15 protein-coding genes are annotated in these 14,602 nt (G+C 64.2%); 8 read left to right on the top strand and 7 right to left on the bottom strand.

Annotated elements, in window-relative coordinates; all coding sequences use genetic code 11:
• Window positions 1-52 precede the first annotated feature (52 nt).
• On the top strand, window positions 53-718 hold the full coding sequence (locus tag U5782_RS31080) for a DUF4410 domain-containing protein (protein WP_322047704.1): 666 nt from the start codon (window positions 53-55) through the stop codon (window positions 716-718).
• 39 nt (window positions 719-757) lie between these two features.
• Here the strand turns inward: U5782_RS31080 and U5782_RS31075 are convergent, their stop codons facing one another.
• The 4 genes from U5782_RS31075 to U5782_RS31060 form a co-directional block, all read right to left on the bottom strand.
• Window positions 758-1,462: a glutathione S-transferase C-terminal domain-containing protein gene (locus U5782_RS31075; protein WP_322047703.1), complete on the bottom strand. Its 705-nt coding sequence runs from the start codon at window positions 1,460-1,462 to the stop codon at window positions 758-760.
• 193 nt (window positions 1,463-1,655) lie between these two features.
• Window positions 1,656-2,270, bottom strand: coding sequence for a glutathione transferase GstA (gene gstA, locus U5782_RS31070; protein WP_322047702.1), 615 nt, complete (start codon window positions 2,268-2,270; stop codon window positions 1,656-1,658).
• 110 nt (window positions 2,271-2,380) lie between these two features.
• Window positions 2,381-3,148 (bottom strand): hypothetical protein, encoded by a 768-nt coding sequence (locus U5782_RS31065; protein ID WP_322047701.1) that lies wholly within the window; start codon window positions 3,146-3,148, stop codon window positions 2,381-2,383.
• 113 nt (window positions 3,149-3,261) lie between these two features.
• On the bottom strand, window positions 3,262-4,194 hold the full coding sequence (locus U5782_RS31060) for a LysR family transcriptional regulator (RefSeq protein ID WP_322047700.1): 933 nt from the start codon (window positions 4,192-4,194) through the stop codon (window positions 3,262-3,264).
• Window positions 4,195-4,332: 138 nt separating this feature from the next.
• Here U5782_RS31060 and speB point away from each other — a divergent pair, with 138 nt between their 5' ends.
• From speB to U5782_RS31040, 4 genes are all read left to right on the top strand, one after another.
• Window positions 4,333-5,298, top strand: coding sequence for an agmatinase (gene speB / locus U5782_RS31055; protein WP_322047699.1), 966 nt, complete (start codon window positions 4,333-4,335; stop codon window positions 5,296-5,298).
• Window positions 5,299-5,393: 95 nt separating this feature from the next.
• The gene (locus tag U5782_RS31050; protein WP_322047698.1) at window positions 5,394-5,840 is read left to right on the top strand and encodes a nuclear transport factor 2 family protein; all 447 of its coding nucleotides are present in this window, start codon (window positions 5,394-5,396) and stop codon (window positions 5,838-5,840) included.
• Entirely contained in the window at window positions 5,837-7,348 is a 1,512-nt protein-coding gene (locus U5782_RS31045; protein ID WP_322047697.1) for an aldehyde dehydrogenase family protein, read from the top strand. Before U5782_RS31050 ends, U5782_RS31045 begins: the two co-directional genes overlap by 4 nt.
• Window positions 7,349-7,452: 104 nt before the next feature.
• Window positions 7,453-8,979, top strand: a complete 1,527-nt coding sequence (locus U5782_RS31040) for a purine-cytosine permease family protein (RefSeq protein ID WP_322047696.1) — start codon at window positions 7,453-7,455, stop codon at window positions 8,977-8,979.
• Between the two features lie 82 nt (window positions 8,980-9,061).
• Here U5782_RS31040 and U5782_RS31035 read toward each other — a convergent pair whose 3' ends face one another.
• Together U5782_RS31035 and U5782_RS31030 are read right to left on the bottom strand one after the other, a co-directional pair.
• Window positions 9,062-9,775: a dienelactone hydrolase family protein gene (locus U5782_RS31035; RefSeq protein ID WP_322047695.1), complete on the bottom strand. Its 714-nt coding sequence runs from the start codon at window positions 9,773-9,775 to the stop codon at window positions 9,062-9,064.
• 104 nt (window positions 9,776-9,879) lie between these two features.
• A complete protein-coding gene (locus U5782_RS31030) occupies window positions 9,880-10,299 on the bottom strand; it encodes a secondary thiamine-phosphate synthase enzyme YjbQ (RefSeq protein WP_322047694.1) in 420 nt (139 codons plus the stop codon).
• Between the two features lie 158 nt (window positions 10,300-10,457).
• Here U5782_RS31030 and nfsB point away from each other — a divergent pair, with 158 nt between their 5' ends.
• The gene (gene nfsB / locus U5782_RS31025; RefSeq protein WP_322047693.1) at window positions 10,458-11,111 is read left to right on the top strand and encodes an oxygen-insensitive NAD(P)H nitroreductase; all 654 of its coding nucleotides are present in this window, start codon (window positions 10,458-10,460) and stop codon (window positions 11,109-11,111) included.
• Between the two features lie 97 nt (window positions 11,112-11,208).
• The gene (locus tag U5782_RS31020; protein ID WP_322047692.1) at window positions 11,209-11,655 is read left to right on the top strand and encodes a PACE efflux transporter; all 447 of its coding nucleotides are present in this window, start codon (window positions 11,209-11,211) and stop codon (window positions 11,653-11,655) included.
• 147 nt (window positions 11,656-11,802) lie between these two features.
• On the opposite strand, the gene U5782_RS31015 is transcribed toward U5782_RS31020, so the two are convergent.
• Complete coding sequence (locus U5782_RS31015) at window positions 11,803-12,096, bottom strand: hypothetical protein (protein ID WP_322047691.1); 294 nt, start codon at window positions 12,094-12,096, stop codon at window positions 11,803-11,805.
• A 573-nt stretch (window positions 12,097-12,669) separates the two neighbouring features.
• On the opposite strand from U5782_RS31015, the gene tssF reads away from it, so the two are divergent.
• Complete coding sequence (gene tssF / locus U5782_RS31010) at window positions 12,670-14,592, top strand: type VI secretion system baseplate subunit TssF (protein WP_322047690.1); 1,923 nt, start codon at window positions 12,670-12,672, stop codon at window positions 14,590-14,592.
• Window positions 14,593-14,602 lie beyond the last annotated feature (10 nt).

Below are 14,602 nucleotides of genomic sequence, written 5' to 3'. Positions count from 1 at the left end.
AGCCGCCGCGTGGGGCCGCTATGATAGGCGCGCAACCGAGGAGAGACGCGCAATGATCGACCGCCGAAGACTTTGCATCAGGATGCTGCTGACCGTCGTGCTGGGCGCTGTGGCTTCAACGGCGTTCGCACAGACAGGCGGCACCGCGCCCATCGTCTACGTCAGCGATTTCGAACTGGACGATGCGAGCGTCACCGCCGATCAAAATCCAGTCGACAACACGCGCCGTTTTGCAGGCGGTTTGCTGCCCCGGCCGCTATTGCGTCGCGACGATCCGCATAAGCGCGCCAGCGACATCGTCGAGCAGATGGCGCAAAAGCTGGTCGCCGATCTGCAACACGCCGGTCTGGACGCACGCCGCCTGCCAGTTGGCGCCACGCCGCCCGCACAGGGCTGGCTTGTGCGCGGCGTGTTTCTCGATGTCGATGAAGGCAACCGTTTGCGGCGCGCGATCGTGGGCTTCGGCTCGGGCGCCACCGAAGTGGATCTGGCCGTCGCTATCGACGATCTCTCGAAGCAGGCGCCCGCGCCGCTGTACCAGGTTATCGAGAGCCACTCGAGCACGTCGAAGCCGGGCGCGGGGGCCGCCATCGCGCTCAATCCGTATGTCGCCGCCGCGAAGTTCGTGCTGGCGCGCGGCGACCAACGCAAGACTGTCGAGCGCGCGGCGGGCGAGGTTTCGGACGCGGTCGTGGCCCGCGTGAAGTCCGCGCAGTGAATCGACGTCACGCGCGGACTTTCATGCAACAGCCAGGCATCACGTACGCGCCGGAATCTCCAGCCCGCGCTTGACGGCCGGACGCGCGACGAACGCCGCGAGCACGCGTTGCACGTTCGGGAAGTCCTGGTAGCCGACCAGGTCGCCCGCCTCGTAGAAGCCCACCAGATTGCGCACCCACGGGAAGGTGGCGATATCGGCGATCGTGTAGTGATCGCCCATCAGCCACGCGCGGCCCGCGAGACGCTGTTCCAGCACGCCCAGCAGGCGGCGCGACTCGGCGATGTAACGATCGCGCGGGCGCTTGTCCTCGTACTCCTTGCCGGCGAACTTGTGGAAGAAGCCCACCTGGCCGAACATCGGCCCGATGCCGCCCATCTGGAACATCACCCACTGGATGGTTTCGTAGCGCTCGCGGCCCTCGCGCGCGAGCAACTGGCCGCTCTTGTCAGCCAGCCAGATCAGGATTGCGCCCGATTCGAACAGCGCGAGCGGCTCGCCGTCCGGGCCCTGTGGGTCGATGATGGCGGGAATCTTGTTGTTGGGATTGAGCGAGAGGAACTCGGGCGAAAGCTGATCGTTGGTGTCGAAACGCACCAGATGCGGCTCGTAGGCGAGCCCGGTTTCCTCGAGCATGATCGAGACCTTCACGCCGTTGGGCGTAGGCAGCGAATAAAGCTGGATGCGCTCGGGATGAAGCGCTGGCCACTTGCCGGAAATGGGGAAGGCGTTGAGATCGCTCATGGACGGTCCTGTAACGAGGCGGGATGAGGAGGGCGGCCCGCGCCGCGCGCGCCATGCGCGCGGTGCGGGAAACGCTCAGGCGGGACAGTGTAGAGGAAACGGCGCAAGTTCGCCGAGGGCGCTCGGGCCGTGGTCCTGCACTGTGCAGCCTCGCTGCTTGCTCCCTCGTTGCCGCCTTCGTTTGCGTCTTCACTCAGCCCTGCGGGATCAGCCCTTCCTCAACCATCGCGGCCTGCACGGCAGGACGGTCGAACACGCGCTTCTGGAGCGCCAGCACGGCGGGGAACGGCGAAAGATCGACGCCCACGTGGCCCGCCCAGTTGTTGACCGTGAAGAGATAGGCGTCTGCCGCCGTGAAGTGATCGCCGACGAGCCATGCGTGTTCGGCAAGCCGCTTGTCGAGCAGGCCATACTGACGCTGCAACGCGGCGATGGAGTCGGCGCGCACGCTATCGGGCGTGTTCGGGGCAAACAGCGGCGAATAGCGCTTGTGCACTTCGGTGCTGATGAAGCCGAGCATTTCTTGCAGGCGATAACGTGCGAGCGTGCCGTTGGCGGGTGCGAGGCCGCGCTCGGGATTCTGGTCGGCAAGATACTGCATGATCGCCGGGCCTTCGGTGAGGAGTTCGCCGTTATCGATTTCCAGCGCGGGCACCGAACCCTTCGCGTTGATCGTACGGAAGTCCTTGCCGCTGGCCGTGGATTTGTCCGCGAGATTGACCTTGTCGAGTTCGAGTGCGAGACCGGCTTCGCGCGCGACGATATGCGAGGCGAGTGAGCAGGCGCCCGGGAAGAAGTAGAGTTTCATCGTGAGTCCTGGTTTAACGGATGCACCGCGCGCAGCGAGAGGGGCGTGCGGGCTCACGATGTTAGCGTGGCTGCCAATCCTCAGTCCATATCGAATGACCCACGTATGACTCAACCGGGTGTTGGTATCGACTGTTGCAGGCTCAACAGATTCAGCGGCGCCACGCGGATCAACCCGGCGCGGGGGCTGTCGATATCGGCGATCAGCGTGAGCGAGAGCGAGACCGTAATGGGCAGCACGAACATCAGCACGCGCCGCCCGCTGTCGCCACGTGCGCCATAGCCCTGCATGAGGTTGCTGAAGAACGCGATGACGATCATGAGCACCCACACGGCCACGGGGATGCGGTTGATCCATGCGGCCTGCGTATAGCCTTGCGTGTTGAGCACGTCGTTCATGCCCGCGACGGCCAGCGCCGTGACCGGATTCGGCTGCGCCGCCGCGGCTTCGCGCGCGCTGTCCCAGAGTTGCGCCTGTAACGCGCTGGTGGTGCGATTGTTGGCATCGAGCGTGGCTTGATCGCGTGTCTGGTAGTACTCGATGCGCGCTTCGAGGTAACGCGCGAGCAGCGCCTTGGTCTTTGCCGCGTTCGCGCCGATCAGGTCGGCACGCAGATACTCGGTGCCGATCGCATTGGCTTCTTCTTCCTCATAGTTCTTGCGCTGGTCGTAGCGGCTCACCGCCATCGAGAGCGTGAAGCCGATCAGCAGCGCCAGCAGCGTGAGCGTAGCGCCTTGCACGACGTTGTAGTTCTCTCGCGCCTTCTCGGAAAGCGGCGCGCGCTTGTGCAACACCACCGCGCCGAGCGCGGCGGCGATCGGCAGGCAGATAATCAATATGAAGAACAGGACGAGCGGATGCTGAATCAGTTGCGTCATGATGGCTCCGGTGGCGAAGGCGCATGAACGGCAAGATCAATAGCGGGGAGTGCGAAATGTCGGTGAGGCCGAAGCGATTCTACGGCAATCGCTGCGTGCGCGACGCGGCGATGCTATACCGCGGCGTCCTGTGCCATCTCGTTCAGATGCACGGCGCGCAGGTCGTCGACGAACGCACGCTGGATATCGCCCGCATGCGGCGCGCGGCGCGTGACCATATGGAACGTCACGTCGTAGCGCAGCGCCGCCGGATTCACGGCGCGCAACAAGCCGCTTTCGACATAAGGCTTGGCGAAGTGCACCGGCAGATAGCCGAGGTGATGCCCCGAGAGAATCAGTAGCGCGACGGCCTCCATGTTGTCGGCGATGGCGGTGACGTTGCGCTCGTGGGTCGAATGCTGCGCCTCGGGCAGCGGATAGCTGCGCCATGCCCATTCGCAGGCGGCGGCTTCGTCGGCGCCCACGGCGTCGGGCTCGCCCGCGCGTGCGAACAGCGGATGGCGCGCGCCGCAATACGCGTACTGGCGCTCGATAAAGAGCGCGGTGTAATCGAGGCTTGGCACGCGGTGCCAGAAATAGCCGATGGCGATATCCACCTTGCCGTTGAGCACCTGCTCCTCCAGTTCCCCCGGCGAGCGGATCTGGATATTGAAGCGCACGGCCTGGTCGCGCTGGCGAAAGCGCGCGATGGCGTCGGAAATGCGCGCGTTCTGGCTGAACGGCGTGTGGCCGATCAGGCCCAGATTCAGTTCGCCAACCAGTTGACGGTCCATGTTCGCGGCCTCGGCGCAGAAGCTGTTGGCGGCAACCAACAGCCGGCGCGCCGACATCGCGAAGCGCTCACCCTTGGCGGTGAGCCTGAAGCCGCCGCGCCCGCGCTCGCAGAGCCGGAAGCCCACCCGCGTTTCGAGCGATGAGAGTTGCGTGCTGATGGTCGACTGGCCCACGTTGAGCGCCGCCTGGGCGGCGGTTAGCCCGCGTGCGTCGACCACGGCGAGGAAAACGCGGATCAGCCGCAGGTCGAAATCGGTCAGGTTGGCAAGCATGGGACACCTCTTACATTGATGCGGCTAGATGTAAACATCATCAGCCCGTCATTTTATCCAAAAATATTTCCCTCTAGCATTGCCAGCATTGGGTTTGCACCCACTGCTCCGATCGATGTTTACAGGGTTTTTACGGATATGAACGACTCCCACAACACCACGCTGAACCAGCCGCTGTCCGGCAACGCCATGCCGCGCTTTGGCGGTATCGCCTCGATGATGCGTCTGCCGATCGCCGAAACCAGCGCGGGGCTCGACGCTTGTTTCGTCGGCGTGCCGTTCGATCTGGGCACCTCGAACCGCAACGGCGCGCGCCTCGGCCCGCGCCAGATCCGCGCCGAATCGGTGCTGCTGCGACCCTATAACATGGCCACGCGCGCCGCGCCGTTCGATTCGCTCCAGGTGGCCGACATCGGCGACGTGGCGATCAATCCCTTCGACATCCACAAGGCCATCGCCGATATCGAAGCAGCCTACGACGGCATCATCGCGGGCGGCTGCAAGCCGGTCACGCTGGGCGGCGATCACACCATCGCGCTGCCGATTTTGCGCGCGATGCACAAGAAGTACGGCAAGGTGGGTGTGGTCCACGTGGACGCGCACGCCGACGTCAACGACACCATGTACGGCGAGAAGATCGCGCACGGCACGCCGTTCCGCCGCGCCGTGGAAGAGGGCCTGCTCGATTGCAATCGTGTGGTGCAGATCGGTCTGCGCGGCACGGGCTATCACGCCGACGACTTCGACTGGTGCCGCGATCAGGGCTTCCGCGTGGTGCAGGCCGAAGCCTGCTGGAACCGCTCGCTCGAAACGCTGATGAAGGAAGTGCGCGAGCAGATGGGCGATGGCCCTGTGTATCTGAGCTTCGATATCGACGGTCTCGACCCCGCTTTCGCACCGGGCACGGGCACGCCGGAGATCGGTGGCCTGACCGTTCCGCAGGGGCTCGAAATCATTCGCGGACTGCGTGGCCTGAACCTGGTCGGCGCGGATCTCGTGGAAGTCTCGCCGCCCTACGACCCGCAAGGCACGACCGCGCTGCTGGCCGCCAATCTCGCCTTCGAGATGCTGTGCGTGCTGCCGGGCGTGGCCTATCGCGCCTGAGCGCCTGAGCGAGCCTGCGCTGGCGGATCGAAACGATTCGATTCGCCATCCGAAATAAAAAGACATAACCAGACGAGATTCCCCGGAGAGTGTTCATGAGCGAGACCGAACGCGACACTGAAAAGCAGGTGCTGGCGGCTGCCGACGCCCTGATCGACGCTTTTGCGCGTCACGCGCGCGACGCCTATTTCGCGGCCTTCGCGCCCGACGCGAGCTTCATTTTCCATCACGTGAGCGAGCCGCTGCCGACGCGCGCGGCCTACGAGGCGCTGTGGCGTCAGTGGGAGCGCGAAGACGGCTTTCGCGTGCTGGGCTGCGAGTCGCGCGCGCGCAGCGTGCAATGCATGGGCGACGTGGCGCTGTTCGTGCACAACGTGCGCACGCGTGTGGCGACGCATGCGGGCAGCGAAACGCTCGACGAACGCGAGACCATCGTGTTCGCGCGGCGCGGCGATCAATGGCTCGCGGTGCACGAACATCTCTCGCCGCACGCCTGCGTGGCGGTGCATGACGAAGTGAACGAAGGCGAGGTGTGCGCATGAAACGCGAAGCTTCTTGCGCTGTGACGCTGGCGATCGAGCCGGGCGTTTTTATCGACGGCGCGTGGCGTCAGGGTGAGGCCGCGCCGCTCGAACTCGTCGATCCGTGCAGCGCGCAGCCGTATGCGCGCGTATCCAGCGCTTCGGCCGCTGATGTCGACGAAGCCGTTGCCGCTGCCACGCGTGCCTTGCGCGCCTGGCGCACCACGCCCGTCGCGCAACGCGGCGAGCGACTGGAGCGCATCGCGCAAGGCATCGAAGCCCATGCGCGCGCGCTGGTCGATCTGCAGATGCGCTGCAACGGCAAGCCGCGTTTCGAAGCCGAACTCGATGTGAGCGACGCCGCCACCACCTTCCGTTATTACGCGCAGTTGTGCAGCGAAGGCCAGGTGGCTGAAAGCACGCCGGTCGCCTTGCCCGATGCCGCCTTCGAAGCCGATGTTCGCCACGAGGCCGTGGGCGTCTGCGCGCTGATCGTGCCGTGGAATTTCCCGCTCGTGACGGCGGCGTGGAAGCTTGCACCCGCACTCGCGGCGGGCTGCACGGTGGTCATCAAGCCTTCGGAATTGACGCCGATGGCCGAGCGCGCGCTCGTCGATATCGTCACCGCTGCCGAGGTCCCCGCAGGCGTGGTGAATCTGGTCGTGGGTGGTCGTGACGTGGGCGCTCAACTGGCCTCGCATCGCGGCGTCGCGAAGGTTTCGTTTACCGGCAGCACAGCGGCGGGCCAGGCGGTCATGCGCGCCGCTGCCGAGCGCATGCAGCGCGTCTCGCTCGAACTGGGCGGCAAATCCGCGCTGATCGTATTCGACGACGCCGATCTTGACGAAGCGGTCGAACTCGCGTTCAACGGCGCGTTCTTCAACGCGGGGCAGATGTGCTCGGCCACGTCGCGTGTGCTGGTGGCGCGCGGTTTGCACGATGCGTTCGTGGAAAAGCTGGTGGCGTTGGCGCGCAGCGCCGTGGTGGGTGCGCCGCACGAAGCTGACATGCGCGTTGGCGACGTGCGTGTCGGGCCGCTGATCAGCGCGGCGCAGCGCAAGCGCGTGCTCGACCTGCTGGCGCGCGGCAAGGAGCAGGGCGCGCGTCTGAACTGCGGTGGCGCTTCGGCAACGCAGCAGGAAACCGGCTTTTTCGTGGCGCCGACGGTCTGCACGAATGTCGCGCCCGACAACGTGCTCTGGCGCGAGGAAATCTTCGGCCCGGTGGCACTGGTTCGCGCATTCGATACGGAGTACGAAGCCATTGCGCTTGCCAACGACAGCGACTACGGACTCGTCGCCACCGTGGTGACCGCTGACGCCGCGCGTGCCGCGCGCGTTTCGGACGCCTGCGAAGCGGGCACGGTCTGGGTCAACGCACCGCAGGTGATCTTTCCGCAAACCGGTTGGGGCGGACGCAAGCTAAGCGGCCTTGGCCGCGAACTGGGGCCCTGGGGCGTGCGCGCTTACCAGGAAATCAAACATGTCATCCGGGCGCGCGTTGGCGCGGCTCATCCGCAGCAGTTGTAACGCACGGCCGTAACGCACTGCGCTTCACACGGAATCCAACAGTAACCCCGCATGGGGCCTGAGTCGGGGCGAACGCCCGGGCTCCGGTCGACAGGAAGAGACAGATGAGCACCGACAACGTCAATGGCTGGGCACCGCCCGCCGCCGCGCCGGCTTCGGCGCCCGAAAGCGGCGAAGCCCGCAACGCCGCCTCCGGCAAGTGGCGCAAGATCGAGGTCCGCTCGATCGATTACGTTCCCGCGCACGAACGCCACGGCAGCGTGGCCGGGCAGGGACCGTTCTGGTTTCTCGGCAATTTCCAGTTCTTCACGATCGCCATTGGCTTCGTGGGACCGAGCATGGGTCTCTCGCTCGGCTACACGATTCTCTCGGGCGTGCTCGGCATTCTGTTCGGCACGCTGTTCATGGCGTTTCACGCCTCGCAGGGCGCGCACCTCGGCCTGCCGCAGATGATCCAGTCGCGCGCGCAGTTCGGCTATCGCGGTGTGGTGCTGATCCTCATCGCCACGCTGTTTACGTTCATCGGCTTCAATGTGGTCGATACCGTGCTGATGGCGAGCGGCGTGAAGGGTATCTTCGGCTGGTCGCCCACACTCGTGACCATCGTGACGGCGCTGATCGCACTGGCGCTCGCCATCTACGGGCACGACTGGCTGCATCGCGTGTTCAAGTGGCTGCTGGTGGCAAGCCTGCCGCTCTACGTGCTGCTCACGCTGTGGATCATGTTCGGCGCAGCAGGTGTGAAGCCGAGCGTCGCGCATGTGGGCGGTTTCTCGCTCGTCGCCTTCGCTGCGCAGTTCGCCGCGAGCGCGAGCTACAACATCACTTACGCGCCGTATGTGTCGGATTACTCGCGCTATCTGCCGCGTGACACCAAGCCGCGCGCGATCATTGCGGCCGTGTTTATCGGCGCATCGGCATCGGCGATCTGGCTGATCGCGCTGGGTGCGTGGCTCGCGACGCGTCTGGGTGCGTCCGATGGCCTCGTCGCGCTTTACGACGCGGGCAACGCGATGTTCCGCGGTTTCGGCGTGCTGATCTCGCTGGCCTCGGTGGGCGCGATGGTCGCGACGATGGGCCTGAATGCCTACAGCGCGATGCTCACGGTGGTCACGGCGGTGGACTCATTCAAGCCCGTGCGGCCCACGTCGGCGGTGCGTGTGGTGACGGTGCTCGTGCTGGGTCTCGTGTGGGTGGTGATCTCGCTGGCGCTCTCGGGCAATGCCATCGACATCCTGTTCGCGGCGCTCACGATCATGCTGTATCTGCTGGTGCCCTGGACCTCGGTGAACCTCGTCGACTTCTTCTTCGTGCGACGCGGCCACTATGCGATCACGCAACTCTTTACGCCGAACGGTCTTTACGGTGCATGGGGTGCGCGCGGACTGATCGCCTACGCGGTGGGCTTCGCCTCGACGGTGCCGTTCTTCGTGCTGCCGGGCATTTACACCGGCCCGCTGGCTGCGCGTATCGGCGGCGTGGATGTGGCCTGGGCCGTTGGTTTGCTGGTGTCGGCGGTGGCGTATCTGATCCTCGCGCGTTCGATCGACGCGGAGGGTGAACGCAAGGCGGTGCTGCAAAGCGAGCGTGAAATTGCGCTGCTGGATGGCGCGGCAGAGCGCTCGCACTAACACAGCGGTTGTCTGCAAACAAACGCGGCGCACGCCTTCCAGCGTGCGCCGCGTTTTTTACGTCTATCTCAAGCGCTGGCGCTTAGCCCTGCTTCCAGAGCGTGCGGCCCCAGAACGTGAGCGTGCGGTCCCATGCACGCTGCGACCAGACCGGGTCGAACTGCGTGTGCGCGATGCGCGTCGGGCCGACTGCCGTTTCGTTTGCGAACGCATGGTAGGCGAGGTAGCGGTGAAACTCGACACTCACGCCGCCATCCTTCAGCTTCTTTTCCAGCTCATCGACGGTTTCGAGCTTGAAGAACGCATCCTGCGTACCCCAATGGCCGAGCACCGGCACGGTGATCTTGCTCGCATCGAGATATTCGAGCGGAGGGAAGCCGTACCACACCACCGCGCCCGAAAGGTCAGGAATCTGGTTGACGGCCAGCAGCGTGAGCGCGCCGCCCATGCAGTAGCCGGTCACCCCGATACGGTCGGTCAGCGTGCGGAGATGGTCGACAGCGCCTCGAATGTCTTGCGAAGCCGCGTCCCCGAAATCGAGGCCCGTCATCAGGTGGTGGGCTTCTTCTTCCTCGACGGTGCTCTTGCCGCGAAAGAGGTCGGGCACGAGCGCGTAGTAGCCAGCTTGCGCGAGGCGGTCGGCCACGCCACGGATCTGGTCGTTCAAGCCCCACCATTCCTGGATCACGACGATGGCGGGCGCGCCTTCGGTCTTTTCAGGCGTGGCCAGGTAGCCCTGGAGCGATTTGCCGTCGGGGCGGTTGAAACTGATCATGGAGCCGGCGGACTGTTTCATGATGATTCCTCGGAGGATCGGTCGATCGGTTGAAGGGAAAAGAGCAAGCCGTAGCATAGCGCCTGAGCGGCGGCTTTGCTCGCAGGCGCCAAGCCGATGCGACGCTATTCGCCGATGAGGTGCAGCACGACTTCGCGCGCCTGCGCGTGCCGGCGGTGCTCGAACAGATAAATGCCCTGCCACGTGCCGAGCAGCGGCGCGCCACGCTCGACGGGAATCGACAACTGCGTCTGCGTGAGGGCGGTGCGTAGATGCGCGGGCATATCGTCGGGGCCTTCGGTGTCGTGCTCGTAGCGCTGCGGGTCTTCGGGCGCGAGTTCGTCGAAATAGCGCTCGATGTCGCGGCGCACCGAGGAGTCCGCGTTCTCCTGAATCAGCAGCGATGCCGAGGTATGGCGGCAGAATAGCGTCAGCAGGCCAGTGTCGATGCCGCTTTCGCGCACGAATGCGCGAACTTGCTGGGTGAATTCGACAAGGCCGCGAGCGCGCGCGTGGACGTGCAGATGATGAAGGGTCTGGCGCATGGTGGGGGACTCCGGTGTCGTGGCGGCGGCGAGTGGCGCGCCTTCTGGCGCATTTTACGGCCCCGCACGCGAAGCGGCCCAGGCTGGTAGGATACCGGCCTCGTCTGGGTTACAGCCGCGGTTGCAACCCGATTACCGCCCAAATCAGGAGTATGTCGTTGAATCTCACCCGCTTCGCCAAGGCCCGCCACGCCACCAAGGCTTTCGATTCCGCCCGCAAGATTCCCGCAGCCGTCATCGATGAACTCAAGGAACTGATCCGCTTCAGCCCGTCGTCGGTGAACTCGCAGCCCTGGCACTTCGTGGTGGCCGAAAGCGACGCCGCGCGCGCACGCGTCGCGAAGTCGATGCAGCCGGGTTACGCCTATAACGAAGCGAAGGTCACGCGCGCCTCGCACGTCATGGTGCTGTGCGTGCGCAAGGACATGGACGAAGCGCATCTGAACGCCGTGCTGGCGCAGGAAGAGACCGATGGCCGCTTCGCCAGCGCCGAAGCGAAGACGACCCAGCAGAACACGCGCGGCTTCTATGTCAACCTGCATCGCGAACGCGACGATCTTTCGGCGTGGATGGAAAAGCAGGCGTATCTGGCGCTGGGCACGCTGCTGATCGGCGCGTCGACGCTTGAAATCGACGCCTGCCCGATGGAAGGTTTCGATGCCAAAGTGCTCGACGAAGAGCTGGGTCTTGCCGAGCGTGGCCTCACGGCAATCGTGGTGGTGGGTCTCGGCTACCGCAGCGACGACGACTTCAATGCGAAGCTGCCGAAGTCGCGTCTGACCACGCAAGCGGTCTTCACGGAACTCGCTTAAGCGTCCGCGCGTACGCCGCCTGCGCGGGCGGCGTACGACGGTTCGGCGCGCTCGTGTAATATCGTCGCTTCCCGTGACGTGCAGGAGCGTTCAGAGTATGCAGGGCATCAAGCGCCGGATCGTCTATCTCACGCTGTTCGAGGGACTCGCGATCCTCATCACCAGTACGAGCTTTGCCTCGCTCTCGGGCAGCGGCATGGACCGCGCGGGAGCGGCGGCCGTGTTCTCGTCGATTATCGCCGTGGCGTGGAACGCGCTCTACAACTGGCTGTTCGAACGCTGGGAAGCGCGCCAGACGAAGCGTGGGCGCAGCCCTTTGCGGCGCGCCATGCATGCGCTCGGTTTTGAAGGTGGCCTGGTGATCTTCCTCGTGCCGATGATTGCCGTCACGCTGCGCCTGCCGCTCGGCCAGGCCTTCGTCATGGACATCGGGCTGACGGTGTTCTTTCTCGTCTACGCGTATATCTTCAATCTGATCTTCGACGCGGTGTTCGGCCTGCCAGCTTCGGCCATGCCGTTGCCGACCAAAACGCCAGCGCCTTAAAACGGTGCGGTGTAATCGACCGTGTTTGCTGTCGCGGTTCGGTGCAAGGATTGTAGTTTGCAATCCTGATTAATTCTTGCGCTGAAACGATGTTGTTGCGCAGCGACTTGACGGGGGCGCGGCCCCCGTCGTCACAATGCACCTGGATTACTTCGCGGCGTGATGCTTGTGGTGGGTGTACGACTTCTTGCCATGCGAGTGCTTCGCGCCGTGCGAGTGGTGGCTGGTCTTGTGAACAGCCGGTGCAGACTTCATCGTGGCCGAACCTTCGTCGAATTGCACGCTTGCCGGTTGCGCCTGCACGTTACGTGCGTGGGCTTCGACCTGTGCGGCGCGTGCCGGGTCCTGGCTCATCTGGACGCCGCTATTGGCGTCCTGCGCCGAGGCGATGCTCGCGAGCGCGGACAGGGAGACCAGAACGGCGATGGCTGACTTCTTCATGTGATTCCTCTTGATCGGTGTTGGCTTGACGGATCGACGCAATGCGCGCCTGCGCTGATAAACGTGCCGTCAAGCGCCGCCGTTGACGGCGCCGCGAGGAGTTGACTTTTCTTTACAACGTGGGGCGGGGGTGCAGCCGTCATGCTGTTTCACCACTGATATATCAAAGTCGGCCAGCACGCAGGAGTTGTTGCGTGATGATGTCGACCGCAGTCGCGATTACTCGTAGGGCTTCTTTCTCACGAGCCGATTCTCGGACCGGAGCGGATGCTATGCGCGACAGGCCCATTTTCTCCACGGGATATGTTCGCGAAGTATTGGCTGCGGGAGCTGGGCCGGCTGGCTGAGCGCACCATCAGTGATCACGCATACCCAGGGGCAGGGATGAGGCGTGCCGCTAGAAACTGGCTCGAATAGCCGTCAGCCGCTGATCACGATTCATTTTTCTGATCGACCGCAAACTTTCCCCTTGGCTTTGAGCGGCAGGTCAGTTGCTGCATCACATAATCAACCGTCGGTCGACATGTCATTCATCCAATTCAATCTGCATAACTAAGTATATTAACGGGGGTAATGATGAACCCGGAATTTCTCGGCTATTACCAGAAAGAACTGTCATACATGATGGCGTCTTTCAAGGTATTCGGAATCGAATATCCGAAGATTGCTGCACGGCTCGGAGTGCAGGCGGGCGAAGTGGCCGACCCCTACGTGATGCGCCTGATCCAGTCGGCAGCATTCGTCAACGCGGGCTCGCAGATGCATATCGACCAGTTTGCGCAGTGTATTCCAATGAGCCTGCTTGACGGTGTGGATATCAACTACACCGCGCCGCAGCCCTCGGCAGGCGTGGCGCGTTTTCGGCCCGACCCCCAGGCGGGACATATACCTCAGGGGCGGGTGCTGCCCCGTGGCACGCGGTTGACGATGGGACCGCCCGAGGCCGGGCGGTCGGCGTGTGTATTCCTCACGACCCAGCCCGTTACGATTTTCCCGGTGGAACTCCAGCGCGTGAAGCCCACGGGTATCCCCGCCGATATCCCGGCGCTCTACCACTATGTCCAGGGACGCCAGGAGGCATCACGCGTGCGTGGTGCGCTGCGCCTGCGCCTGGCGACCACGAACGGCGCGGCGTTTTGCCAGCTCACGGGGCTGGACGATCTGCCGTTCTACCTGTGCGGCAAGGAGGCGTTGGCCTCGCAACTCTTCGAGCTGATCCATACCAGTGTGATCGGCATCGTCCTGGGCGTGCCTGGCGAGTTCGAGAAGGGGGACCTCCACGGCATGCGCTTTCCCGGCAGGCCCGCCATGTCCGTGCGGCACGAGGGGCTGGAGCCGGAACACAGCCTGCTGCGGCCCACCTCGGAAAGATTTCATGGGCACCGGCTGGTGCATGAGTTCTTCATGCTCCCGCAGCGCTATGGCTTCTTCACGATCACGGGACTGGCAGCGGGTCTGAAACACATCGAGGGCACCGTGGTGGAAATCGTGCTGCTGCTCTCGCGTGAGGTTGCTATGCTCGACCAGGAGATCGATGCGTCGGATATGGCCTTGTACTGCTCGCCCATCACCAACCTTTTCCCCCTCACACCCGAGCGGACTGCCATTGATCCTGACAAGCGTGAGCATCCTGTCAGGCCTGTGCTGGACGACACCATGGATTTCGAGGTGCATTCCGTGGACCGGGCAGAGGGACAGGTGGATGAGAATGCGCCCCCCGTCGATTACCAGCCGTTCGACGCGGCGATTCCAGACGACACCCACCCCGATCCCCATTACTTTTCCCTGCGGCGTGAACTGGAAGTGGCTGCGGACAACGAGCGCCGCTACGACACCCACCATGAGTTCGTGCGCACGCACACCCGGATGGTGCTGTTCGGATCGGATCGACAGCCGGACAACAGCGGCATGACCTTGCTGGCGCTCGACGCCTGGCTGACCAACGGGGACCTGCCGTGCGTCCTGCCGCGCAACGGCCTGACCGACCTGAACGTGAAGGGGGCCAAGGCGGTGCAGGGCGTAGGACTCGTGCGGGGTCCAACTGCGCCACGGCCGCCGCTGGCGCTCGGCAACCGCGGCTTGGCCGCGTGGGCACTCCTGCGCCAGCTTCACCTGGAACTGGCCGTGTTCGATGACCCCTGGCACGAGCCGAATCCCGGTGAAGGGCTGCGTCTCATGCTGCACCCGTATCTCGCCGCCGGCGAGCCACTGATGGCGCGCTACCTGGAGAGCCTGGTGGGCGCGAGCGTGAAGGTAGTTCATGCGATGCACCTGTGGGTGCAGAACCTGCATCTGACGCGTGGCATCGAGGTGACGCTCACGTTCGATGAATCGAGGCTCGATGGCCTGTCGCCCTTCGCGTTCGCACTGGTGCTGGAGCGCTATGTTGCGCGCCACGTCTCGGAGTTCTCCTTTACCCGCACTGTGTTCTGCACCCTTCAGCGCGGAACGGTGTTCACCTGGCCGACGGGTAACGGTACGCGGGCCGCATTCTGATGGAGGTTCA

Origin of the sequence: Paraburkholderia sp. J67, assembly GCF_905220265.1 — a bacterium.
Lineage (GTDB): Bacteria > Pseudomonadota > Gammaproteobacteria > Burkholderiales > Burkholderiaceae > Paraburkholderia.
This window is presented reverse-complemented; position numbering and strand designations above follow the sequence as displayed.

Coding starts and splice junctions, on each gene's coding strand:
- U5782_RS31065 (WP_322047701.1), bottom strand. CDS start 3,148: ATGACGCAACTGATTCAGCATCCGCTCGTCCTGTTCTTCATATTGATT.
- U5782_RS31040 (WP_322047696.1), top strand. CDS start 7,453: ATGAGCACCGACAACGTCAATGGCTGGGCACCGCCCGCCGCCGCGCCG.
- U5782_RS31050 (WP_322047698.1), top strand. CDS start 5,394: ATGAGCGAGACCGAACGCGACACTGAAAAGCAGGTGCTGGCGGCTGCC.
- U5782_RS31060 (WP_322047700.1), bottom strand. CDS start 4,194: ATGCTTGCCAACCTGACCGATTTCGACCTGCGGCTGATCCGCGTTTTC.
- U5782_RS31015 (WP_322047691.1), bottom strand. CDS start 12,096: ATGAAGAAGTCAGCCATCGCCGTTCTGGTCTCCCTGTCCGCGCTCGCG.
- U5782_RS31080 (WP_322047704.1), top strand. CDS start 53: ATGATCGACCGCCGAAGACTTTGCATCAGGATGCTGCTGACCGTCGTG.
- U5782_RS31020 (WP_322047692.1), top strand. CDS start 11,209: ATGCAGGGCATCAAGCGCCGGATCGTCTATCTCACGCTGTTCGAGGGA.
- speB (WP_322047699.1), top strand. CDS start 4,333: ATGAACGACTCCCACAACACCACGCTGAACCAGCCGCTGTCCGGCAAC.
- tssF (WP_322047690.1), top strand. CDS start 12,670: ATGATGAACCCGGAATTTCTCGGCTATTACCAGAAAGAACTGTCATAC.
- U5782_RS31035 (WP_322047695.1), bottom strand. CDS start 9,775: ATGAAACAGTCCGCCGGCTCCATGATCAGTTTCAACCGCCCCGACGGC.
- U5782_RS31030 (WP_322047694.1), bottom strand. CDS start 10,299: ATGCGCCAGACCCTTCATCATCTGCACGTCCACGCGCGCGCTCGCGGC.
- U5782_RS31045 (WP_322047697.1), top strand. CDS start 5,837: ATGAAACGCGAAGCTTCTTGCGCTGTGACGCTGGCGATCGAGCCGGGC.
- gstA (WP_322047702.1), bottom strand. CDS start 2,270: ATGAAACTCTACTTCTTCCCGGGCGCCTGCTCACTCGCCTCGCATATC.
- U5782_RS31075 (WP_322047703.1), bottom strand. CDS start 1,462: ATGAGCGATCTCAACGCCTTCCCCATTTCCGGCAAGTGGCCAGCGCTT.